Source organism: Mycobacterium sp. (genome assembly GCF_965229265.1).
Classification (GTDB): Bacteria; Actinomycetota; Actinomycetes; order Mycobacteriales; family Mycobacteriaceae; genus Mycobacterium.
In genome coordinates this window covers 81,464-102,969 of the sequence record NZ_CBDDIY010000011.1, presented here as the reverse complement: position 1 = coordinate 102,969, position 21,506 = coordinate 81,464, and the positions used below count along the sequence as shown (strand labels likewise).

The following is a 21,506-nucleotide window of genomic DNA, read 5'->3' as shown; positions in this document are numbered from 1 at the left end:
AGACCGAGCGGCTTACCGCCAGCGGGCCCACACGTAGGGCACCAGGGACCGCAGGAAGTCCAAGTCCGGACCCGGTGTGGCATCGCAGAAGGCCTGCTCGAAGTACTCCTCGGCAACCAGCAGGATGCCTTCGGCGTATTCGCTGGTGAACTGGATGCTCCCGTAATCGTCCATCAATGACCGGATGCGGCGGACCAGGTCCTCGCTTCGCTCAGCCCGGTTGCGGCGCAGGTAGTCTCCGACCAGGTCGCGATCGGCGCCTTGGGCCATGGCCATCAGATGCACCAGGGTCAGGGTGCGCTTGCCCTCGTAGAGGTCGCCCAGGATTTCCTTGCCGTAGGTGTGTTCGTCGCCCAGCAGATTCAGCAGATCGTCTCGGATCTGGAACGCGGCGCCGAAGTGGAAGCCGAACCTGACCATCGATGCCAGGTCGGCGGTGCCTCCCGAACCCACAATGGCACCCACCCGCAGCGGGTACACCGTCGTGTACCAACAGGTCTTGTGCATGATGAGCTCGAGGTAGTCGGCGGGCTGCAGATCCTCGACGCAATCGAGTTGCCAGCCGATCTCGGTGGCCTGCCCTTCCAGGGTGCGCATCGCCATGATGTCGAATTCCTCCATCACCTGATCGGCGATGTCACGATCGAACCGGCGGGTCGCGCGCCGCAGGACCTGGCTGGCGACGATGGCCAGACCGTCGCCGGCGTTCAGGGCCGCGGCCACACCGTGCCGGGCCGCCAGCGTCGGCCTGCCGCGCCGCATCTCACTTCCGTCGGCGATGTCATCGTGGACGAGAAAAGCGTTGTGCAGCAGCTCGATTGCGACGGCTATCCCGATCAGGTCCTGGTGGGAACCCCCGAAGGCACGTCCGGCGGACAGGCACAGCGCTGGCCGCAACGCCTTGCCCGGCCGGCCCGGGTATTCGCGCATCGGAGCATAGAGCCACTGCACCGGCTCGCCGTCGGGCATCGCGTCGAGCATCGCGCGCCGCACCACCTTGCCGACCTCGCGCAGCCTGGATTCGACTGCCGTCAACAGATCCGAATCATGGTCCAGGCTCGTCATACGTCCGCCGGGCGCACCGTCAACGCCACCGGCAGCCACAGCGCCGGACGGCCCTCCACCAGAATCGTGCCGCGGTAGAGCCCCACCCGATGCTTCTTGGGGACCTTGACAGAGATAGCGACGCCGCGACTCGACCGACCTGGCACCGGAATTGCTTTCGGATGCAACCGGATCGCTGCCGCCTCGATCACCGATCCGTCGTCGGCCATCAACGCACTGCACCGCAGGCGAATCCGGCCCAGGTCACGGTCGGCGGCGTTGTGCAACCACACTTCTGCCGTTGCTGTATCGCCCGCCGCGGCGGTGAGTTCCAGCCGCCCGGTGGCCGCGGAATCAGCGACATCAAGTGACGGCGAGACCGTCGTGGACGCGACGGGAGTTTGCGGTACACCACCCATCAGGAACTGACCGGCCATCGCCCACCACGATCTGATCAGCGGTTCGACATCGGTGGCGCCCAACAGGTCTGCGCGTTGCTCGGCACTCAATGGTGAGGCCCGCTGGGACGTGCGATCGGTGCCGTCGGGCCGGGTCGCCACCATCCGGACGAAGCGGTCGACAAGTTCGCTGGCCGCGCGAAACCCTTCGGCCTGCACGGCGGTCAACGCCCGCATGTTCGCAGCGGGATCGAAGACTGATGCCCAGGGCACGTCGTGGGTGTCGCCGTTGTTTCCGCCATCCACCGGAGGGCCCCCCGTCAGAAACTTCTCGCGCAGTCACTTCCCGTCAGGTTATGCTAGCTGCGCAAACGTGGTTGGGGGCGGCTAATGGCAGCGGTTCGCGACGTACTCGAAGTCTTCGGTGCACTCGATCGGGCAATCGTCGACGCCGACGGCGATCCCGAGATCTCGGCCGCCGCCGAGACGGTGCTTCCCGGATCGGCCGCCAACGCCGGCTGGTACGGCGAACTCGAGAGCCGGCTCTTTGGCGGTCAGGCCAGAACCACGCCCGACCTGGTCGCGGCACTCAGCCGGATCGCCGGCGCAGATGAACGCGACGACCGGCTCACCCAGGCGCAAAAGACCCGGCTGCTCTACGGTATCTCGGCGTTGGCCCGCCTCAAGCGGGTGGCACCGCAGTGTTCGCTGCCGGCATTCGACGAACCCGACGACAGCGAATTCGGTGCGGCACTCATCGGATCGCTGGCGGCCATCGCGCCGGCCGGAACATCGCTGGATGATCGCCGGGCTAGGGCATCCGAGGCGAGAATTCCTCTGCTGCATGATGTCTCGCATTCCTTCACCCGCGCCGACGAGTTCGACGCCGTCCGGTCCCGGGTCACCGACTCCATCCGGTTCGGAACGAGGCTAACCGCACCGCTGTGCCAGACCGCGGTCGTCACGGTGGACGGCCGCGCGTCGGTGGTTATCGATACCAAGTTCAGCTCCGAGGACGTATCCCTGGAACAGCTGAAAACGATTGTCAACCCGTTCAACTGGGCCGACGATTACCCCGAACTCTTCGTCCGGATGCAGAGCCAGGAGCCCGACATCTTGCCCGACGGCTGGCGTCGGGTCCTTGAGACGGTCCGGCTGATCGAGTCCATGGAGCTGACCACGCCGCTGAAGTTCTACCCCCACCAAGATCCGGCACGCCCACAGGAAGCCCGGCTGGACTACGACCTCGACGAGTCGGGATTCGACACCGGGGACAAGCAGGTGCTGGTGGATCGCGGCTTCATCAATATGGCGGCGCGCAACCCCACCAACGACCCCACCCAGCCCGGGGTCCGGGTGGCGACCCGGAAAGTCGTACATATCCAGGGCATCTCCCCGTTCGCACAGGCCAGGCTGGTCTGCATCGGCGGGTACGGCACCGCGTCGGCGGACTTCCTGCTGCGCTCGGCGGCCGACCCGCCCCCCGACCCCTGGCCGTTCGATTTCCCGCAGAACGAGAACCAGGCCGACGCCGATCACGATCGGAACGCGCCGCGGCCGGTGATCCACTTCGCCCCGGCAGCGGTCGAAGCATGGACCGAGTCCGTCCAAGACCTCACCAACGGCTACTTCGAGGTCGCCGAGAAATGGCTCTCCGGCGGATTGACCTTGACCGACATTGCGGACTACAGCACCCGCGTCGGCGGGAGCATCGCCAGCGCACCGTGGAATTACCTGCGCGCGATGACAACTCCGCGGCCCCCGGGCGGCACGAGGGGCAGCAGATGAGTGCACCGAGAGCACAGTTGCAGCGGCAGGCCGGCTTCACGCGGGGGTACTTCGACCAGATCAATGCGATCGCCCAGGACGCGGCCCGCCAGGATGACGCAGGCCGGTGGGGAATCGACGGCTGGATCCGCCTGATCCACAATCTCCTCGACCTGCAGGTGCGCACGTATGCCGCCGCCGTACAGGCCGCGCTGGCCGGACCGTCCTGGTGGCTGCGCCCGACCTCGACCCGTCCGGCGCCCGCCGACCCGGTGGATGTGCCGCAGCGGGACTACCCGCGTTCGGTGTCGATCGTGGCACCTTTCGAGCGGATTGGCCGCAGTGACATCCGGGTTCCGCCGGGAGCACTCCTCTTCGAACCGCCGGTGCTCGCGGCCGGCGACACATCGATGCGCATCGTCTTGACCGACGACCGCTTCGTTGGAGCCAACTACACCGGCACGATTCGTCTTCGCCGGGCCGACGGAGCCGGCCGGGAGTCGGAGACGATGACGGTCACCGTCGGACTGTAGTTACCGTGACCGGCCGGGCGAAGATCGACGACCTACTCGAACGCGCAGTCCGGGCGATCAACCAGGGCGACCGCGCCACTGCCGACGCCCTTGCCGGCCAGGTGCTCGCCGTCGATCGGGCGAACCCGGAGGCCGAGGAACTGCTCGCCACACCCGTGGGCAGCGGTGAGATACGGCGCCTCACCGTGCTCTTCGCCGATCTGGTCGACTCCACCGCGCTGTCCATGCGGGTCGAACCCGAGGTCTACCGCACCGTCGTCGGCGGCTACCGGGACCAGGTCCGCGCCATCGTCGGCCGTTACGAGGGACACATCGGCTCGATCAAGGGCGACGGGGTGCTCGCGGTGTTCGGACATCCGAAGGCCCACGAGGACGACACCTACCGGTCGGTACTGGCCGGACTCGACATCACCCGCGCGGTCGCCGATCTCAGTGCCCGCGCCCAGCGGCGCTTCGGTTTCACCCTCGACGTCCGCGTCGGCGTCCACCGCGGTGTGGTATTCCTCGACATCGACCAAGACGATGTCTACGGTCTTGGCGCCAACCTCGCCGCGCGAATCTGCAGTCTCGCCCCGCCCGGGACGGTCTCGGTGTCGGCCGCCGTCGAGCGACTGGTGCGCGACAGCTTCGAGATGGCCGAACGCCGGCCACAACGGGTCAAGGGCGTGCGGACACCGCTTGTGCACTACGGGGTGCTCGCCGAGCGGGACACCGACGGCAAGAGCTACGGGCCGCTCGTCGGTCGGGACCGGGAGATCGCCGCTCTTCACGAGATGTGGTCCCAGGCCAGTAGCAACACGTTGACCACGCGCGGCGTCGTCCTTCGCGGCGAGGGCGGCATCGGCAAGAGCAGGCTGGCCAACGCCGTGGTCGACATGGCACGCGAGTCCGGCGCCGTGGTGCTCGGGCTGTTCGGTTCCCCCTTCCACAGCGATGTCGGGTTGCGCCCGGTGCGGCGGTTGATCGAGCGCCAGTGCCGGATCCAGCGCAGCTGCGGCGCGGCCGAAAGCCTGCGCAGGCTCGCGGCTGAGGTACACCGCCGCGCCTTGGACACGGCGACCGTCGTGCCCCTGCTGGCGCCCGTACTCGGCATCACGCCCGACGACCGGTATCAACCGGCCACGGTCAACGCCGGTGCGCGGTTCGACCAGATCACCGCTGCCGTCACGGACTACCTGCTGGCCTGTGTCGGTTCGGGCCCCGCCCTGATCCTCGCCGAGGACATCCACTGGTATGACGAGGACACCATCGGCATCGTCAATGCCCTCCTGCGCGTCGGTAACAACCGGTTGATGGTGGTCGTCACCGGGCGCAGCGTTCCACCCTTGCGCGGCATCACCGAAGAGCTGGACCTGAAACCCCTCGCGGCCGCGGACTCCGACATCCTCATCCGCTCCTTGCATCCACGGCTGAAACCGGAAGCCAGGACGGTGGTGCGGGAACGGTGCGACGGCGTTCCGCTGTTCATCGAGGAGGTGGTGGCCAAACTCCGGCGCCGCCCCGACGATTTCGGTGACCGGGCGCAGGTCCCGGACACGCTGTACGAGGCGCTGGTCGCCCGGTTGAGGTCGAGTACCGAGTCGTTGCAGATCGTTGAGACCGCTGCCCTCATCGGCAGCCGCTTCGACCGCGACCTGCTGTCCTCGGTTACCGGGGTCGGCTGGCGTCGGATCGATGCCTTGCTCGACGAGCTGGCCAGGGCACGGGTGCTTCGGCCGGCGGGTAAACACAGCTGGAGCTTTCACCACGAACTGCTCCGCGAGGTCGCCGCCGAACTGTCACCCCCGAGCCTCCGTCGGCGACTCCACGGCCGCATCGCCGATGCGCTGGCCGAGGGTGCGGTCGCCGGGACACCGGAATGGCCTTTGGTAGCACACCATTTCGAGAAGTCCGAGCGGTTCGATGAGGCGGCCACGGCCTATCAGCGCGCGTCATCGGACGCCCGGGGGCGAGGTGCACTCAACGAGGCCCGTAACCATCTGAGCAAGGCCCTGGACATCGTGGAGCTGATGTCCCCGGGCCGGGCCCGCAATCAACGCGAGGTCGCGATTCGGCTGGAACGGGGATTTCTGGCGACGGCCACCACCGGCTACACCAGCGCCGAAGCCGCCGCGGAGTTCGAGCGCTGCCTCCAGCTGGTCAGTGACGAGCCAAGTCCGGAGATGCACGCAACGTTTGGTGCACTGTGGGGCTACTACACGGCGCGGGGCCAACTCGGTCGAGTCGAGCGGGTGATCGAAGCCCTCCGCCAGCTCGAGGGTGTATCCGACTGGACCACGGTGTCCTATAAGGCCCATGCGGGCTTCTCGGCCATGTTTCGCGGCCAGTTCGGCGCGGCGCGCGTAGCTCTGGAAGAAGCCGTAGCGGGGATCGACCAGACCGGTATACCGCGCATCGAGCAGCTCTGGTACACCCCCAGCGATCGGATATCCGGGCTGTATGCCGAACTCGGTTTCGTCCGATTCGTCCACGGGGATCTGACCGGCGCCGAGACGGCATTCGCCCGGATCAGCGGCCGATGCGAAGCACTGCCGTTCCCGGCAAATGCTGTCAGCCTCTGCTACGGCCAGATGCGGGAGGTGACGGTGCGCGTGGACGCCGGTCAGTTCGACCGCGCCGCCGAACTGATCGCCGATGTGGCGGCGCGTGCTGAACAGCACGGCCTGGCCGAGTGGGCGATGGTCGCGGCGACCAATCGGATAGCGCTGGCCGCCCGCCGGGCACTGATCGACGCCAGTGGCGATCCCGCCGCCCTGCAACCTCATGTCCAGAACATGACCGCGGTGGTGCACAGTTGGCGGGCAGCGGAATTGAAGGCGTATCTGTCGGCATTCGAGTGCATCCTGGTGCGGCTCCATGCGGCGGCAGGTGATCGTCGAGCTGCACGTGATTGTGCGGCTCGTGCGTTGGCGATGGCCGGAGAAACCGGCATTGTCACCCACAAGGCCGAGCTGCTTCGCGCCCTTGCGCACACCTTCGACGATCCCGATGCCCAGTGCGCCGGGCTGCAACGCGCCATTGAAGTGGCCCGCAACCAAGGTAGCCTGATCTTCGAAATGCATTGCACAGCAGATCTGTTCGAGTTATCGGGCGCCCCGTCCCGGCCGGCACTCGAGGATACCCTGAGCCGTATTCCCGCCGACCAGAGCTGGCCCGAACTCGAGCGCGCGCGGGCGTTGCTGGGGTGAGACGGCCAGGTGGGCGGATAGCTATTCTCGGTGGCGGCATGGCCGGGCTCAGCGCGGCCTGGCGGCTCAGCGAGCCCGGCTGGCAGGACCGTTTCGACTCCATCACCGTCTACCAACGCGGGTGGCGGCTGGGCGGGAAGGGCGCCTCCAGCCGCGGCGAGCACGACCGGATCGAGGAGCACGGCCTGCACATCTGGTTGGGCTCCTATGAGAACGCGTTCGCGCTGCTGCGCGAGTGCTACGCCGAACTCGACCGGCAGAGCACCGATCCCGGCGCACCCGTAAGGACCTGGGACCAGGCGCTGATTCCCGCCCAGGAACTCGGGATGGCCGATCGCTTCGGTGACGACTGGCTGATCTGGCCGGGCACGTTCAGTCGCACCGGGGAATTACCCGGCGAACCGGACGCCACAGGACGCGAGCTGACCGTCGTCGGCTTCCTGGCCCGGGCCCTGCAGCTTCTCCTGGACTTCACCGAATCATTCACCGCGGCAACGGGTAACGATCTGAGCTTGTCCACCAGCCGCGAGCCGGAGTCGGCCGACTGGATCGCCGCGGTACGGCGGGCGGTGCTGGCCACTCTGGGCACCCTGATCCAGCCGCGCGGGCCCGACGCGGCCGCAGCGGGCTTCCTCACCGAGGCCCTCGATGCCGTGCGAGGTGCACTCGATTACGAGCGCTCTCCGCATCACCGGCGGATGTGGCTGCTGATGTCACTGCTGGTGGCCACCGCTCGCGGCTTGATCGCGGACAACCTGCTCACCGATCCCGCCGGCTTCCGCGCCATCAACGACGAGGAGTACGGGGATTGGATCCGCCGCCACGGCGCCCACCCCGACGTGCTCGAATTCCCCTTGATCCGTGGGATGTACGACATGGTGTTCGGCTACCCGGACGGCGACTTCGGTCGCCCTTGCTTTGCGGCCGGGGTGGCCGTCCTCCTCACCGGCATCGCGCTCTTCCAATACAAGGGCGCGTTCTTCTGGAAGATGACCGCCGGCATGGGAGATGTCATCATCGCGCCGATCTACCAGGTGCTGCGCCGGCGGGGCGTTCGGTTCGAGTTCTTCCACCGGGTGGACGCGCTGCACCTCGACGGGCAGCACCATGCCATCGACGCGGTCACCGTCGGGCGGCAGGCGTGGCTGGCCGACGGGGTCGATCAGTACCAGCCGCTGGTACGGGTCGGCGGGCTGCCCGTCTTCCCCAAGTCGCCCTGTTACGAACAACTTCAGGCCGTATCCGGCCTCGAGGAACTGGAATCGCACTTCGCTGCGCGCCGGGACGTCGAGACCCGGACGCTGCGGCGCGGCGTGGATTTCGACCACATCGTGCTGGCCGCATCGCTGGCGATGGTCGAGTTGGTCAGCGCCGAGCTGATCGCCGACCGGCCGGAGTGGAACGAGATGACAACGCACGTGCGCACCGTTGCCACCCAGTCGTTTCAGCTGTGGCTGAATCCGACGGAGGCCGAGCTGGGATGGCACCGACCCGGTGTGACGACCAGCGGTTACGTTTCACCGTTCGACACCTGGGCCTCCATGCCGCAGACGTTGTGGACCGAAAACTGGCCGGAATCCGAACAACCCCAGACGGTGGCCTATTTCTGCGGCGCCCTGGATGCCGAGTGGCCGCCCACCGACGAGCCGGCCACCTACGTCGCCCGCTGCCGGGACCGGGTGCTGGCCTACGCGGTGGAATATCTCGATCATCATGTCGGTCTGTACCTACCCGGCGCCGTGACCGAAGGCGGGTTCCGCTGGCGTCTGCTTGCCGGGGCCGGAGAGCGCCGGGCAGTCGCAGCCCTGCAGACCCAGCACGTCAGCGTCAACATCGACCCCTCTGACCGCTATGTGCTGTCCGTTCCGGGATCGGACAAGTATCGACTGCGTCCCGACGAAAGTGGTTACGACAACCTCGTTCTGGCCGGCGACTGGACAGACTCGGGGATCAACGCCGGCTGCATCGAGGCCGCCACGGTCTCCGGGCTACAGGCCGCCAACGCGTTGCTCGGCCGCGGTCGCCACCACCGGATCCGCGGGTTCTACCTGCCGTGAACGCTCATGACAGCTCGACCGTCTCCAGGGTCACACCGGCCGTCGGCAACCGGTCGAGCAGGACATCGCCGATGGCCGTCGCCGGCGTCAGAACGCCATGCCGCTCCGGCAGCCGGTCGCGGTCCAGCAGGAGGCCCATGGCGCTCTCACCGGCGAGCACCGCGGTGGCCGAGTAACCCGGGTCGGCGGGTTGGGCGATGGTGGCCCGATATCGCCGGCCCGATGCCGTGGTCGCATAGGTCTCGACCCGGTAGTGTCCGCGCGATCCCATGTCGGTGCCCGTCCCGGGTGCAGGCGTCATCCGGTCCACCAAACCCGTTGGGAGCAGCCGCAAGTAATGCCCACCGAACCGGGAGGCCGCTGCAATGCCGGTGTTGAACATCGCCGCGATCAGCGGGGCACCCGGGAACGAACCCATGGTCAGCGTTTCGGTGTAGCGGAATCGGCGGCCGTAGGCCCACCCCATCAGCGCGTTGGAGCGGCGCACACAGCGAGTGTTGTATAGCGCCATCACGTATCCGCCGGTCCACAATCCGGCAAGCTCAGGCGCGATGTCCCCACCCGGCAGCAGCGGAAGATCCGGCTGCCAGCCCAGGTCCGGTTCGGCGGGCCGGTCCGGGCTCAGGCTGTAGGGATCGTCGAGCATCCGCCGCACCTGGGGGTCCGAAGACGCCAGGCGCATCAGCTCGACCATTGTCGCCACCGAGCCACCGGCGTATCCCCCGGAATAGTCACGCAGAACCAGGGTCGTGTCGGCGAGCTCACCGGCGCCGTCAACGGCGGCCCGGCGGCTCAGCGCGTAGACGGTCAGATCCGAAGGGATGGAATCGAATCCACACGAGTGAACGATCCGGGCACCGCTGTCCTGGGCCCACTGGTGGCAGGTGTCGATGCTGCGACGGACGAACGGCACCTCGCCGGTCAGGTCGACGTAGTCCGTTCCAGCCCTCGCGCACGCCGAAACGACCGGCAGACCGTAGGAGCTGTAGGGCCCAACCGCATTGAGCACCAACCGGCTGCGCGCTGCCATCGCCCGCAGCGAGTCGGGATCGGTGAGGTCGGCCAGAATCAGTGGCCAGTTCTTCGCCTTGCCACCGAGACCGGCCCGCACCGCTTCGAGGCGGCTCGGCGAGCGTCCGGCCAGTGCAATTCGCACACCGGTGCCGACGAGGTAACCCGCGATGAGTGTCCCGACGAAGCCGGTGGCCCCGAAGATCGTGATGTCCATGTCACGCCCCCGTGCGCGCATGGCTGCTGACGCTACGCTTCTTTCGACCGTCGCTCCCGGTAAGCCGCGACATGCTGGCGGTTGCCGCAGTTTCCGGTGTCACAGAACATCCGCGATCGGTTGCGCGACAGATCGATCAGGACCGCATCACAGTCCGGAGCCGCGCAGATCTTGAGCCGGCGCAATTCGCCGGAGCGCACCAAGTCCGCCAGCGACATCGCCATCTCGGCGCCCATCCGCTGAGCCAGCGGATCGTGGATCGACGCCAGGTGTAGATGCCACTGCGGCATCTCGGGGTGGCGGGTCAGCCACGGCGCCGCGCGGGTGTCGGCCAGCAGCGCGTTGATCTGGCCGACCGTACGCGCCTCATCGTCGGCGGTCGCCCAGATCCGACCCAGCCGCTCCCGCAGCGCGTGCACCGCTGCCAACTCGGCGGCGTCGTGGTCACGCCGGCCGGTCCAGCCGTTGCTGTTCAGGTAGACGTCCAGCGCGGCCTGGTCGCCTAGCTGCTCGCCGTCGGCGCGGTTGCTGTTAACCAGCGCACAGGCCGCGCGCAACGTGAGTTCTGTGTCATGACTAAAAAGCAATTGACTCATGACTTCCTCCGGACGTAGTGTCATGACCAACAGACATTTTACTCATTACATCGAGGGGGTGCCTCATGTCGATAATGGTGCGTGGCCAGGACCACTTCCGGCTCGGTTTGCTGTTTGCGATCGGGTCGGCTTTCACGTTCGGCATGTCCGGCCCCTTCGCCAAGGCACTGATGGGGGCCGGCTGGTCCCCCACCGCCGCGGTCACCGCCCGGCTGGCGGGCGGCGCGCTGGTCATGGCGATCTTCGCCACCATCGTCAAGCCGGACTGGCTCCACGAAGCCCGAACGCACGCTCGCACCGTCGTGGCCTACGGCCTCATCCCCATTGCCGGCGCCCAGCTGTGCTACTACAACGCCGTCTCGCACCTGTCGGTCGGGGTGGCGCTGCTGCTCGAGTACACCGCACCCATCCTCGTCGTGGGCTGGATCTGGGCGACTACCCGCACGCGACCGCGCACCATGACGCTGGCCGGGGTGGCGCTGGCGGTAGCAGGGATCATGCTCGTGCTGAACGTCTTCTCCGGGGCCGCACACATCAACGCCGCCGGCGTCGCCTGGGGTCTGGCCGCGGCGATCTGCGCGGCCTGCTACTTCATGATGTCCGACGAGGTGACCGCCGACGGCAGCGGCCTGAACTCGATCACCCTGGCGGCCGGGGGTCTGATCGTCGGCGCTATCGCCGTGGGCCTGCTGGGCCTGACCCCGCTGATGCCCCTGACGTTCACCGCCAATAACGCCGAAGTCGCCGGATTGACCGTGCCGTGGTGGATACCGGTCACCATGCTGGCCGTGGTCGCCACCGCGATCGCCTACACCCTGGGAATCAGCGGTGTGGCCCGTTTGCGGCCGAGCTTCGCCTCCCTGGTCGGGTTGGGCGAGGTGCTGTTCGCCGTGCTGGCAGCGTGGGTGCTCCTCGGCGAGGCCGTCACGATCACCCAGGCGGTCGGCGGCGTGGTGGTGCTGCTCGGCTTGGCCCTGGCCCGCCAGGGCGACCGCAGCGCCGAGGTCACCGCCGCGACCTGGCCCGACGCCGGCCCGATCGAGGATGCCGCGCCCGTGGCACACACGGCTCGCACCCCGGTCTGACGGCTCCGGCCGAACGGCTCGCCGAGCAAACGCCGGGAATGAAATCGCGTCGGCGTCTGTAGCATCCAGATGTGACGTCTACCGCCGTGCCACGGGGTTTCCTTCGGGCCGCTTCGGCCACCTTTCTGGTCGCAGCGGCCGCGCTGGTCAGCCCGCCCGCGCTTCCGACTGCCAACGCCGCCGCCTGCAACGACGTGCAGGTGGTGTTCGCCCGGGGCACCGACGAGGCGCCGGGGATCGGACGAGTGGGGCAGGCGTTCGTCGATTCCTTACGCGGCAGGATCGGCAACCGATCGATGGGCGTCTACGCGGTCAACTACCCGGCCAGCTATGACTTCCTGGCCGCCGCCGACGGCGCCAACGACGCCAGCGCGTTCATCCAGGACGTGGTCAACACCTGCCCGGACACCCGCCTGGTACTCGGCGGCTACTCGCAGGGCGCGGCCATCATCGACATCATCACCTCGGTGCCGTTCCCGGCGGTCGGCTTCAACAACCCGCTGCCGCCCAACGTGCCCGATCACGTCGCGGCGCTGGCCGTCTTCGGCAACCCGACCACCAAGGTTGGCCTGCCGCTGACCTCGAGCCCGATCTACGGCGGCAAGGCCATCGACCTGTGCAACTTCGGCGACCCGGTGTGCTCGGGCGGAGACGACGTGCCGGCGCACCGCAGCTACGGCCCGGACGGCACGGCCAGCCAGGCTGCTGCATTCGTTGCAGGGCTGCTCTAGAACCGTGCTTTCGGTTTTGGGCACCCCGCGCCGGTATGTGACTATTAGCCGAGCGTTCACAATCGAGGGGGTTCCTCCAGCATGGCCAGGCCGTCGATGACACCAGCCCGCCGCTTCGGCGCTGTTTCCGCGGCTGTCGTTGCCGTGGCGGTCCCACTGCTGACACCGGCCGGTCCGACCGGATCCGCTTCGGCCGACCCCTGCCCGGATGTCGACGTCGTCTTCGCCCGCGGCACGAGCGAACCGCCGGGCATCGGCCGGGTGGGCCAGGCCCTCACCGACACCCTGCAGTCCCAGCTCGGCGGGCGCACCGTGAGCGCCTACGGGGTCAATTACCCGGCGACCTACGACTTCCTGACTGCCGCCGACGGCGCGACCGATGCCACCAACCACATCCTGGCCACGGCGGCGGCATGCCCGGCGACCCGCTTCGTGCTCGGCGGCTACTCACAGGGCGCCGCGGTGGTCGACATGCTGGTGGGAATACCCCCACTGGGCAACAAGGTGGGCGAGATCGGTTCGGCGCCCCCGCTGCCGTCGAGCGTGGCCAACAAGATCGCCGGAATCGCGGCCTTCGGCAACCCGTCCGCAAAGTTCGGCATCCCGGTCTCGGCTGCCGGTGCCCCCTACGCAGGCAAGGGCATCGACCTGTGTAACGACGGCGATCCCATCTGCTCCCGGGGCCGCAATCCGTTCGCCCATACCGATTACGAGACCACCGATATGCCCGCGCAGGCGGCCGGCTTCATCGCCGGGCTCCTATAGCCTGCCTATCTTATTTGCTGGCAGCCATTGTTCGATCCTCGTCTACGATGACTGACATGCGTGTCCATGCAGTGCTGAGCGGCGCGGTGGCGGCAATGTCCGTCGCCGCTTCGCTGTTGCCGACCGCTGTGGCCACGGCCGCGTCCTGCCCCGATGTCGAGGTCGTCTTCGCCCGCGGTCGTGAGGAGCCGCCCGGTATCGGCCGCATCGGCGACGCATTCGTCGGCGCGCTGCGCTCCGACACCCCCAAGAGCGTCGGCGTGTACGCGGTGAACTACATCGCCGACTGGGACGTAGCGCCGGGCGCCAACGACATGAGCCGACACATCCAGTACATGGCGGCCAACTGCCCCAACACCCGCCTGGTGCCGGGTGGCTACTCGCTGGGCGCCGCGGTGGTTGATGTGGTCTTGGGCGCGACCCAGTCCCAATTCGGCTTCACCAGCCCGCTGCCCCCGGGGATGGACAGCCATATCGCGGCCGTCGCGCTGTTCGGCAACGGCACCCGCAGCATCTTCGGGCCGGTGTCGGCGACGAACAGCCCGGTCTACGGCCCCAAGACCATCGACCAGTGCAACGCCGACGATCCGATCTGCAACGGCATCGATCCCAACACCCTGATCGGCAACTGGTCGCAGCATCTGCAGGACGCCTACATCGATTCCGGCTTGGTCAGCCAGGCCGCCGACTTCGTCGCGGGGCGACTGTGACCACGCGGGTGCTGAGCGGTCTGGTGGCGGTATTGGGTGTTGCTACGGCGATGTTGCTCGGTCCAGTGGCGATCCCCGCTGACGCGCCGGGCGCCGCGCCGGCAGCCACCGCCGCATCGTGCCCCGAAATCGAGGTCATCTTCGCGCGGGGCCGCCTCGAGTCCCCCGGCACCGGGGTGATCGGTCAAGCGTTCGTCAGTGCGCTGCGATCGCGGGTGCACAAGAACATCGGCGTCTATGCGGTGAACTATCCCGCCGACAACCAGGTCGACATCGGCGCCAACGACATCAGCAACCGCATCGCCTACAACATGAACAACTGCCCGAATACCCGCCTGGTCCTCGGCGGCTATTCGTTGGGCGCGGCCGCCACCGATATGGTCCTGGCTGTTCCCATTCCCATCATGGGCTTCAAGAATCCCCTTCCCTCCGACGCCGGCAGCCATATCGCGGCTGTTGCCCTGTTCGGCAACGGGACCCAGTGGCTCGGTCCGATCACCAATTTCAACCCCGCGTTCGCCGACCGGACCATCGAGCTATGCCACGGCGCCGATCCGATCTGCAACCCGGCCGACCCGGACACCTGGGAGGCAAACTGGCCCGATCATCTCGCCGCCGCCTACCAGAAGGCCGGGATGATCAATGAGGCCGCCGATTTCGTGGCGGGCAAGCTTTAGGGGAGCGTTCGCAGGTCGCGGGTGACCGTGCTACGCGCGGCCATCTCGTCATCGGGTGGATAGTCGACTCCGGTCAAGGTCAACCCGCGAGCCGGCGCCGCCGCGAAATCACTGGAGCGCGACTCCGCGCTCAACAGTGAAGCGCACCAGGATGGTTCGCGACGGCCCTCCCCGACGGCCAACAGTGCGCCGACCAATGAACGCACCATGGACCAGCAGAACGCGTCGGCACTGACGTGCGCGGTCACCAGATCACCGTCGCGCAGCCAGTCCAGCCGCTGCAGATCCCGGATCGTGGTGGCCCCCGGCCGGTGTCGGCAGAACGCCGCGAAGTTGTGCAGCCCCAACAGCTCTCGCGAGGCGATTACGATTGCCTCGATGTCGAGGGGCTTCTGCCAGGCGGTCACGTAGCGGGCCAACTGTGGCTCCACGCCGTATGGCGCCAGCGACAACCGGTAGGTGTAATGCCGGCGTAGCGCCGAGAAACGGGCATCGAATCCGGCTGTGGCCCGGCTGATCGCACGCACCCGCACATCCTCGGGAAGAAACCGGGCCAACCGGCGAACCAAGGGCAGGAACTCGGGTTGGTCGGGCCGGGGGCGCCGCGGATAGGCGTGCGCCAGCGCCTCCGCCGGAACGTCGAGGTGAGCGGCCTGACCGGTGGCGTGCACTCCGCTGTCAGTGCGTCCGGCTCCGAAAATCCTTACCGGCGTGCGGAACACCGTGGAGAAGGCATCATCGAGAACTCCGGCGACGGTTCGGTGTCCGTCCTGCACCGCCCAGCCGGTGAACTCCGTGCCGTCATAGGCGATGTCGAGCCGAAGACGAACCTGCCCGCCACCGGAATCGGTGGCGGGCAGGGCTTGATCGATGCGCGATCCGCCATCGGCTTCTCGCTCGATATTCATGACGTCAGGACTTGTCAGCGTCCGAATCCTCGGCGGATTCCTCGGCCTGCTCTTCGGCGACCTCGACCTCGGCCTCGGCGGTCTGAGCGTCGGCGATACCGGCGTCCTCAGCCTTGATCTCCTCGACGCTCTCCTCCGCGGGAGCCTCCTGCACCGGAGCCTCGACGGCGGCAGCAGCCGGAGCGGCCTTCTTGGCGGCGGCCTTAGCGGCGCGAGTGGCCTCCGAGGTAACCGTCTTCTCCCGCACCAGCTCGATGACCGCCATCGGGGCGTTGTCGCCCTTGCGCGCCTCGACCTTGATGATGCGGGTGTAGCCGCCGTTGCGGTCGGCGAAGAACGGCGCGATCTCGGCGAACAGGGCGTGCACGACGTCCTTGTCGCGGATCTTCTTCATCACCTCGCGCCGGTTGTGCAGCGTGCCCTTCTTGGCGTGAGTGATGAGCTTCTCCGCGTAGGGCCGCAGCGCCCGGGCCTTGGGCTCGGTCGTCTTGATCCGGCCGTGCTCGAAGAGCGAGGTAGCCAGATTGGCCAGAAGCGCCTTCTGGTGTGAGGACGACCCGCCGAGGCGGGGACCCTTGGTGGGCTTAGGCATTGCGACTTCTCCTAAATGGGGCCGGCCCCCGTATCAGGTAGGACCGGGACGGATGTTCTAGAGCTGTTCGGTTTCGGCGTAATCCTGGTCGGCGTCCAGGTCATAGCCTGCGTCACTGTTCCAGGTGCCGGTGGCGACGTCGTAGCCGGCGACCTCGGACGGATCGAACGTGGCCGGGCTGTCCTTGAGCGAGAGACCCAGCTGGTGCAGCTTGATCTTCACCTCGTCGATCGACTTCTGGCCGAAGTTGCGGATGTCCAGCAGATCGGACTCCGTGCGGGCGACCAGCTCGCCGACGGTGTGCACACCCTCGCGCTTGAGGCAGTTGTAGGACCGGACCGTCAGATCCAGGTCGTCGATCGGCAGCGCGAACGCTGCGATGTGATCGGCCTCGGCCGGCGACGGGCCGATCTCGATGCCTTCGGCCTCGACGTTGAGTTCCCGTGCCAGACCGAACAATTCGACCAGGGTCTTGCCGGCCGACGCCAGCGCGTCACGCGGGCTGATCGAGTTCTTGGTCTCGACGTCCAGGATCAGCTTGTCGAAGTCGGTGCGCTGCTCGACACGAGTCGCCTCGACCTTGTAGGTGACCTTCAGCACCGGCGAGTAGATCGAATCGACCGGGATACGGCCGATTTCGGCGCCGGAAGCCTTGTTCTGTACGGCCGGCACGTAACCGCGGCCCCGCTCGACGACCAGCTCGACCTCGAGCTTGCCCTTGTCGTTCAGCGTCGCGATGTGCATGTCCGGGTTGTGCACGGTCACGCCGGCAGGCGGGACGATGTCACCGGCGGTCACCTCACCGGGGCCCTGCTTGCGCAGGTACATGGTGACCGGCTCGTCCTCCTCGGACGAGACGACCAGGCCCTTGAGGTTGAGGATGATGTCGGTGACATCTTCCTTGACGCCGGGCACGGTGGTGAACTCGTGCAGCACACCGTCGATGCGGATGCTCGTCACGGCCGCGCCGGGGATCGACGACAGCAGCGTACGCCGCAGCGAATTGCCAAGGGTGTAGCCGAATCCGGGCTCCAGCGGTTCGATGACGAACTGAGAGCGGTTCTCGGCGAGGACCTCTTCACCCAGTGTGGGTCGCTGAGAGATCAGCATGGTGTTTCGTATCTCCTTCTCGGCACCCGCTATTTGATGCCGTTAGGTGATCCGCGGGACGGGCGCCCCGCGGACGTCTTCATTACTTCGAGTAGAACTCGACGATCAGCTGCTCGGCGAGCGGAACCTGGATCTGCTCGCGAGTCGGCAGCTGGTGCACCAGGATTCGCTGACGCTCCCCGACGACCTGCAACCAGGACGGGATCGGGCGCTCACCCGCGGTCTGCCGAGACAGCTCGAACGGGAAGGTGTTGAGCGACTTGTCCTTGATGTCGATGATGTCGTACTGCGACACCCGGTAGCTCGGGATGTTCACCTTGACACCGTTGACGGTGAAGTGGCCATGGCTGACCAGCTGGCGAGCCATCCGGCGGGTACGGGCCAGTCCGGCGCGGTACACGACGTTGTCCAGCCGGGTCTCGAGGATCTGCAGCAGGTTCTCACCGGTCTTGCCGGTGGACCGGTTGGCCTCTTCGTAGTACTTGCGGAACTGCTTTTCCATCACGCCGTAGGTGAAGCGAGCCTTCTGCTTCTCCTGCAGCTGCTGACGGTATTCGCTCTCCTTGATCCGCGCGCGACCGTGCTGGCCGGGCGGGTAGGGGCGCTTCTCGAACGACTGATCTCCACCGACGAGGTCGACGCCCAGGCGGCGCGACTTGCGGGTGGCGGGTCCGGTGTAACGAGCCATTGAAGTCTTCTTCCTTTCCCTGGCCGACTAGACCCGACGACGCTTGGGCGGACGGCAACCGTTGTGCGGCTGCGGGGTGACATCGGAAATCGCGCCCACCTCGAGGCCAGCGGCCTGCAGCGAGCGGATGGCGGTCTCGCGGCCCGAACCCGGACCCTTCACGAACACGTCGACCTTCTTGACGCCGTGTTCCTGCGCCTTGCGGGCGGCATTCTCAGCGGCCAGCTGTGCGGCGAACGGGGTCGACTTGCGCGAACCCTTGAAGCCGACATGGCCCGAGGACGCCCAGGCGATGACGTTGCCCTGCGGGTCGGTGATGGAGACGATCGTGTTGTTGAACGTGCTCTTGATGTGTGCGGCGCCGTGCGGGATGTTCTTCTTTTCCCTGCGACGGGTCTTCTGCCCCTTCTTGGGAGCAGCGCCACCCTTCTTTGCTTGTGCCATCCGGGGTTACCTGGCCTTCTTCTTGCCGGCGATGGTGCGCTTGGGGCCCTTACGGGTACGCGCATTGGTCTTGGTCCGCTGGCCACGCACCGGCAGGCCACGACGGTGCCGCAGGCCCTGGTAGCAGCCGATCTCGATCTTGCGGCGGATGTCGGCCTGGACCTCGCGGCGCAGGTCACCCTCCACCTTGAGAGTGGCTTCGATGTAGTCACGCAGTTGCGTGAGCTGATCGTCGGTCAGGTCCTTGCTGCGCAGATCCCGGTCGATGCCGGTCGCAGCGAGGATCTCCTGAGAGCGGGTACGGCCAATGCCGTAGATGTAGGTCAGCGCGATCTCCATGCGCTTATCGCGCGGAAGATCAACGCCCACTAGACGTGCCACAGGGCTGTGTTCCTTCTTCTATGCGGAGGTCTGTTCCCAGTCCGCCCCGACCGTGTCGGGGCCCGGCCTCCGTGCCGGGCGTAGTCAAACGGCCAATCCGTTTGGTGGTACTGGGAGGTCTGCATTCAGTTGTGTTGGTACTGCTCGCCGCTGCGCGGCGGTGAGGGACTCAGCCCTGCCGCTGCTTGTGGCGCGGATCGGAGCAGATCACCATGACCCGCCCATGCCGGCGGATCACCCTGCACTTGTCGCAGATCGGCTTGACGCTCGGGTTCACCTTCACGGCTCGTTGATCCTTCTAGTTCTCGTCGTTGTCTTGTTTCTTGCCGGCTCGCGGTCTCGGGCTACTTGTACCGGTACACAATGCGACCCCGGGTCAGGTCGTAGGGAGACAACTCCACTACCACCCGGTCCTCGGGAAGGATGCGGATGTAGTGCTGCCGCATCTTGCCGCTGATGTGAGCGAGCACCTTGTGACCGTTCTCCAGCTCAATACGAAACATCGCATTGGGCAGGGGCTCGACCACGCGGCCCTCGACCTCGATGGCACCGTCTTTCTTGGCCATATCCTCCGGATCCTGCTTTGTTGGTACTGCTCGTACCCATCGCTTGCGGCGACACATACTCACAGTCGGGGCAGGCTTACACCCCGACTGAAAAACGTGAGCCAGGATCAGGAAATTCCAGAAGTTCCAGGACTAGGCACGCAGAGAGTCGGCGCGGTTGCCGCACCGTTGGTCTACGATACCTGCTTGCGGGCGCTACTCCAAAACGCGTCGCGGCCCTGCACGCGAGCTGCTGACACCAGCTTCAAGTCCAGGCGAATCGGGGCCGGGCGCACGGGCAATCGAGGCAAGCCCAGCCTAATAAAAAACTGGACGCACGGCGCATACTGGACAGTGATGACCGGAACCGCCCCCCAGCCCCGCAAGCCCGTCATTCTCACCGTTGACGACGACCCGGCCGTATCGCGCGCGGTCGCCCGCGACCTTCGCCGCCACTACGGCGAGCGATACCGGATCGTCCGCGCCGAATCCGGGCCCGATGCGCTGGAGACCATCAACGAGCTCAAGCTGCGCGGCGAGACCGTCGCGGTGTTCGTCGCCGACTACCGGATGCCACAGATGAGCGGCATCCAGTTCCTCGAAGAAGCGATGGACGTCTACCCGATGGCCCGCCGGGTGCTGCTGACCGCCTATGCCGATACCCACGCCGCAATCGACGCCATCAACGTCGTCGACCTCGATCACTATCTGCTCAAGCCATGGGATCCGCCGGAGGAGAAGCTCTACCCGGTCATCGATGCCCTGCTGGAGGCCTGGCACGCGACCGGCGACCGGGCCATCCCCCACACCAAGGTGATCGGGCACCGGTGGAGCGAACGGTCCTGGGAGGTTCGCCAGTTCCTGGCCCGCAACCAGCACACGTTCCGCGCGTTCAACGCCGACGAACCCAAGGGCAGGCAGCTACTCGACGCCGCCAGCCTGGACGGGCTGGAGCTGCCGGTCGTCATCAGCGAGAAAGGCGAAATCCTGGTCGACCCGACCAACGCCGCGCTCGCCGAGATGCTCGGGCTGTCGACCAACCCGTCGCTGGAGATGTATGACCTCGCCGTCATCGGCGGTGGCCCGGCCGGCCTGGCCGCCGCGGTGTACGGCGCCTCCGAAGGGCTCAAGACCGTCCTGATCGAAGAGACGACGACCGGCGGCCAGGCCGGTCGCAGTTCGCGCATCGAGAACTACCTCGGCTTCCCGACCGGCATCTCCGGTGCCGAGCTGACCACATCGGCACGCAGGCAGGCCGAGCGGTTCGGCGCCGAGGTCATCACCACCCGCAAGGCGGTCCGGCTGGAGGCCGGCGAGGCGGGCACCGCCCGGACCATCACGTTCGAAGACGGCGGCAGCATCGCCGCGCGGGCTGTCATCCTGGCCACCGGTGTGAGCTACCGCCAGCTGCAGGTCACCGGCTGCTGGGACAACCCCGACGATCCGGCCTGCAACTACGTGGGTCGCGGCGTGTACTACGGCGCCTCGGTGTCGGATGCCTCGGAATGCAAGGGCGAGGACGTCTACATCGTCGGCGGAGCCAACTCTGCCGGCCAGGCGGCGATGTTCATGTCCCGCGAGGCGAACTCGGTGACCATGCTGGTGCGCGGCCCTTCGCTGGAAGCGTCGATGTCGCACTACCTGATCCAGCAGATCGAGAAGAACCCCACCATCACCGTGCGGACCTGCACCGAGGTGGTGGGCACCATCGGCGAGGACGACCACCTGACCGGCCTGATCTTGGAGAACCGGCAGAGCGGGCAGCGAGAAACCGTCGAGTCCACCCGGATGTGCTGCTTCATCGGCGCCGAGCCCCGCACCAATTGGCTCAAAGAGGTCGTCGCCGTCGACGACCACGGTTTTGTCCTTGCCGGACCCGACCTGGCCAACGTGGCCGGGTGGAGTCTGGACCGGCCGCCGCACCACTTGGAAACAAGTGTGCCCGGCGTGTTTGTTGCAGGAGACGTGCGCGCCGAGTCCGCCAAACGGGTGGCCGCCGCTGTCGGCGAAGGGTCGATGGCGGTCATGTTGGTGCACCGCTACCTGGCCGAGGCGTGAC

General features: G+C 67.0%; 22 protein-coding genes. 10 read left to right on the top strand and 12 right to left on the bottom strand.

From position 1 onward, the window contains the following. Positions 1-12 precede the first annotated feature (12 nt). Positions 13-1,065, bottom strand: a complete 1,053-nt coding sequence (locus ADBZ9K_RS12985; RefSeq protein ID WP_526621110.1) for a polyprenyl synthetase family protein — start codon at positions 1,063-1,065, stop codon at positions 13-15. Beyond that, positions 1,062-1,748 carry a hypothetical protein gene (locus ADBZ9K_RS12980; RefSeq protein ID WP_526621108.1) on the bottom strand — a complete coding sequence of 229 codons (687 nt, stop codon included), beginning with the start codon at positions 1,746-1,748 and terminating at the stop codon, positions 1,062-1,064. Before ADBZ9K_RS12980 ends, ADBZ9K_RS12985 begins: the two co-directional genes overlap by 4 nt. An 84-nt stretch (positions 1,749-1,832) precedes the next feature. Here ADBZ9K_RS12980 and ADBZ9K_RS12975 point away from each other — a divergent pair, with 84 nt between their 5' ends. The 4 genes from ADBZ9K_RS12975 to ADBZ9K_RS12960 are packed head-to-tail and all read left to right on the top strand — an operon-like array spanning position 1,833 to position 8,987. Further along, positions 1,833-3,230 (top strand): hypothetical protein, encoded by a 1,398-nt coding sequence (locus tag ADBZ9K_RS12975; protein ID WP_526621107.1) that lies wholly within the window; start codon positions 1,833-1,835, stop codon positions 3,228-3,230. Further along, the gene (locus tag ADBZ9K_RS12970; protein ID WP_526621105.1) at positions 3,227-3,742 is read left to right on the top strand and encodes a hypothetical protein; all 516 of its coding nucleotides are present in this window, start codon (positions 3,227-3,229) and stop codon (positions 3,740-3,742) included. The genes ADBZ9K_RS12975 and ADBZ9K_RS12970 overlap by 4 nt, the downstream gene beginning before the upstream one ends. Positions 3,743-3,747: 5 nt before the next feature. After that, a complete protein-coding gene (locus ADBZ9K_RS12965) occupies positions 3,748-6,930 on the top strand; it encodes an ATP-binding protein (protein WP_526621103.1) in 3,183 nt (1,060 codons plus the stop codon). Positions 6,931-6,968: 38 nt separating this feature from the next. Beyond that, positions 6,969-8,987: an FAD-dependent oxidoreductase gene (locus ADBZ9K_RS12960; protein ID WP_526621101.1), complete on the top strand. Its 2,019-nt coding sequence runs from the start codon at positions 6,969-6,971 to the stop codon at positions 8,985-8,987. 4 nt (positions 8,988-8,991) lie between these two features. Here the strand turns inward: ADBZ9K_RS12960 and ADBZ9K_RS12955 are convergent, their stop codons facing one another. Further along, a complete protein-coding gene (locus tag ADBZ9K_RS12955; RefSeq protein ID WP_526621099.1) occupies positions 8,992-10,236 on the bottom strand; it encodes a saccharopine dehydrogenase family protein in 1,245 nt (414 codons plus the stop codon). 11 nt (positions 10,237-10,247) lie between these two features. Beyond that, a complete protein-coding gene (locus tag ADBZ9K_RS12950; protein ID WP_526622609.1) occupies positions 10,248-10,802 on the bottom strand; it encodes a CGNR zinc finger domain-containing protein in 555 nt (184 codons plus the stop codon). A gap of 74 nt (positions 10,803-10,876) precedes the next feature. Between ADBZ9K_RS12950 and ADBZ9K_RS12945 the strand changes: the two genes are divergently transcribed. From ADBZ9K_RS12945 to ADBZ9K_RS12925, 5 genes are all read left to right on the top strand, one after another. Further along, the gene (locus ADBZ9K_RS12945; RefSeq protein WP_526621097.1) at positions 10,877-11,896 is read left to right on the top strand and encodes an EamA family transporter; all 1,020 of its coding nucleotides are present in this window, start codon (positions 10,877-10,879) and stop codon (positions 11,894-11,896) included. Positions 11,897-11,967: 71 nt separating this feature from the next. Then, positions 11,968-12,627: a cutinase family protein gene (locus ADBZ9K_RS12940; RefSeq protein ID WP_526621095.1), complete on the top strand. Its 660-nt coding sequence runs from the start codon at positions 11,968-11,970 to the stop codon at positions 12,625-12,627. A gap of 96 nt (positions 12,628-12,723) precedes the next feature. Beyond that, a complete protein-coding gene (locus tag ADBZ9K_RS12935; RefSeq protein ID WP_526621093.1) occupies positions 12,724-13,392 on the top strand; it encodes a cutinase family protein in 669 nt (222 codons plus the stop codon). 47 nt (positions 13,393-13,439) lie between these two features. Beyond that, on the top strand, positions 13,440-14,102 hold the full coding sequence (locus tag ADBZ9K_RS12930) for a cutinase family protein (RefSeq protein ID WP_526621091.1): 663 nt from the start codon (positions 13,440-13,442) through the stop codon (positions 14,100-14,102). A 50-nt stretch (positions 14,103-14,152) separates the two neighbouring features. Beyond that, positions 14,153-14,779: a cutinase family protein gene (locus tag ADBZ9K_RS12925; protein ID WP_526622607.1), complete on the top strand. Its 627-nt coding sequence runs from the start codon at positions 14,153-14,155 to the stop codon at positions 14,777-14,779. On the opposite strand, the gene truA is transcribed toward ADBZ9K_RS12925, so the two are convergent. The 8 genes from truA to infA form a co-directional block, all read right to left on the bottom strand. After that, complete coding sequence (gene truA, locus ADBZ9K_RS12920; RefSeq protein ID WP_526621089.1) at positions 14,776-15,687, bottom strand: tRNA pseudouridine(38-40) synthase TruA; 912 nt, start codon at positions 15,685-15,687, stop codon at positions 14,776-14,778. The two genes, ADBZ9K_RS12925 and truA, sit on opposite strands and share 4 nt — an antisense overlap. 4 nt (positions 15,688-15,691) lie before the next feature. Beyond that, positions 15,692-16,279: a 50S ribosomal protein L17 gene (rplQ, locus tag ADBZ9K_RS12915; RefSeq protein ID WP_526621088.1), complete on the bottom strand. Its 588-nt coding sequence runs from the start codon at positions 16,277-16,279 to the stop codon at positions 15,692-15,694. Positions 16,280-16,336: 57 nt separating this feature from the next. Next, positions 16,337-17,389 carry a DNA-directed RNA polymerase subunit alpha gene (locus tag ADBZ9K_RS12910; protein ID WP_526621086.1) on the bottom strand — a complete coding sequence of 351 codons (1,053 nt, stop codon included), beginning with the start codon at positions 17,387-17,389 and terminating at the stop codon, positions 16,337-16,339. An 82-nt stretch (positions 17,390-17,471) separates the two neighbouring features. Then, positions 17,472-18,077: a 30S ribosomal protein S4 gene (gene rpsD, locus ADBZ9K_RS12905; RefSeq protein WP_036340802.1), complete on the bottom strand. Its 606-nt coding sequence runs from the start codon at positions 18,075-18,077 to the stop codon at positions 17,472-17,474. 27 nt (positions 18,078-18,104) lie between these two features. Continuing rightward, positions 18,105-18,521 carry a 30S ribosomal protein S11 gene (rpsK, locus tag ADBZ9K_RS12900; protein WP_135423767.1) on the bottom strand — a complete coding sequence of 139 codons (417 nt, stop codon included), beginning with the start codon at positions 18,519-18,521 and terminating at the stop codon, positions 18,105-18,107. A 6-nt stretch (positions 18,522-18,527) separates the two neighbouring features. Next, on the bottom strand, positions 18,528-18,902 hold the full coding sequence (gene rpsM, locus ADBZ9K_RS12895) for a 30S ribosomal protein S13 (protein WP_174397110.1): 375 nt from the start codon (positions 18,900-18,902) through the stop codon (positions 18,528-18,530). A gap of 169 nt (positions 18,903-19,071) precedes the next feature. Continuing rightward, the gene (gene rpmJ, locus ADBZ9K_RS12890; protein ID WP_003879483.1) at positions 19,072-19,185 is read right to left on the bottom strand and encodes a 50S ribosomal protein L36; all 114 of its coding nucleotides are present in this window, start codon (positions 19,183-19,185) and stop codon (positions 19,072-19,074) included. Positions 19,186-19,246: 61 nt separating this feature from the next. Next, positions 19,247-19,468 carry a translation initiation factor IF-1 gene (infA, locus tag ADBZ9K_RS12885; protein ID WP_005140011.1) on the bottom strand — a complete coding sequence of 74 codons (222 nt, stop codon included), beginning with the start codon at positions 19,466-19,468 and terminating at the stop codon, positions 19,247-19,249. A 336-nt stretch (positions 19,469-19,804) separates the two neighbouring features. On the opposite strand from infA, the gene ADBZ9K_RS12880 reads away from it, so the two are divergent. After that, positions 19,805-21,505: an NAD(P)/FAD-dependent oxidoreductase gene (locus ADBZ9K_RS12880; RefSeq protein ID WP_526621083.1), complete on the top strand. Its 1,701-nt coding sequence runs from the start codon at positions 19,805-19,807 to the stop codon at positions 21,503-21,505. Position 21,506: the final 1 nt, after the last annotated feature.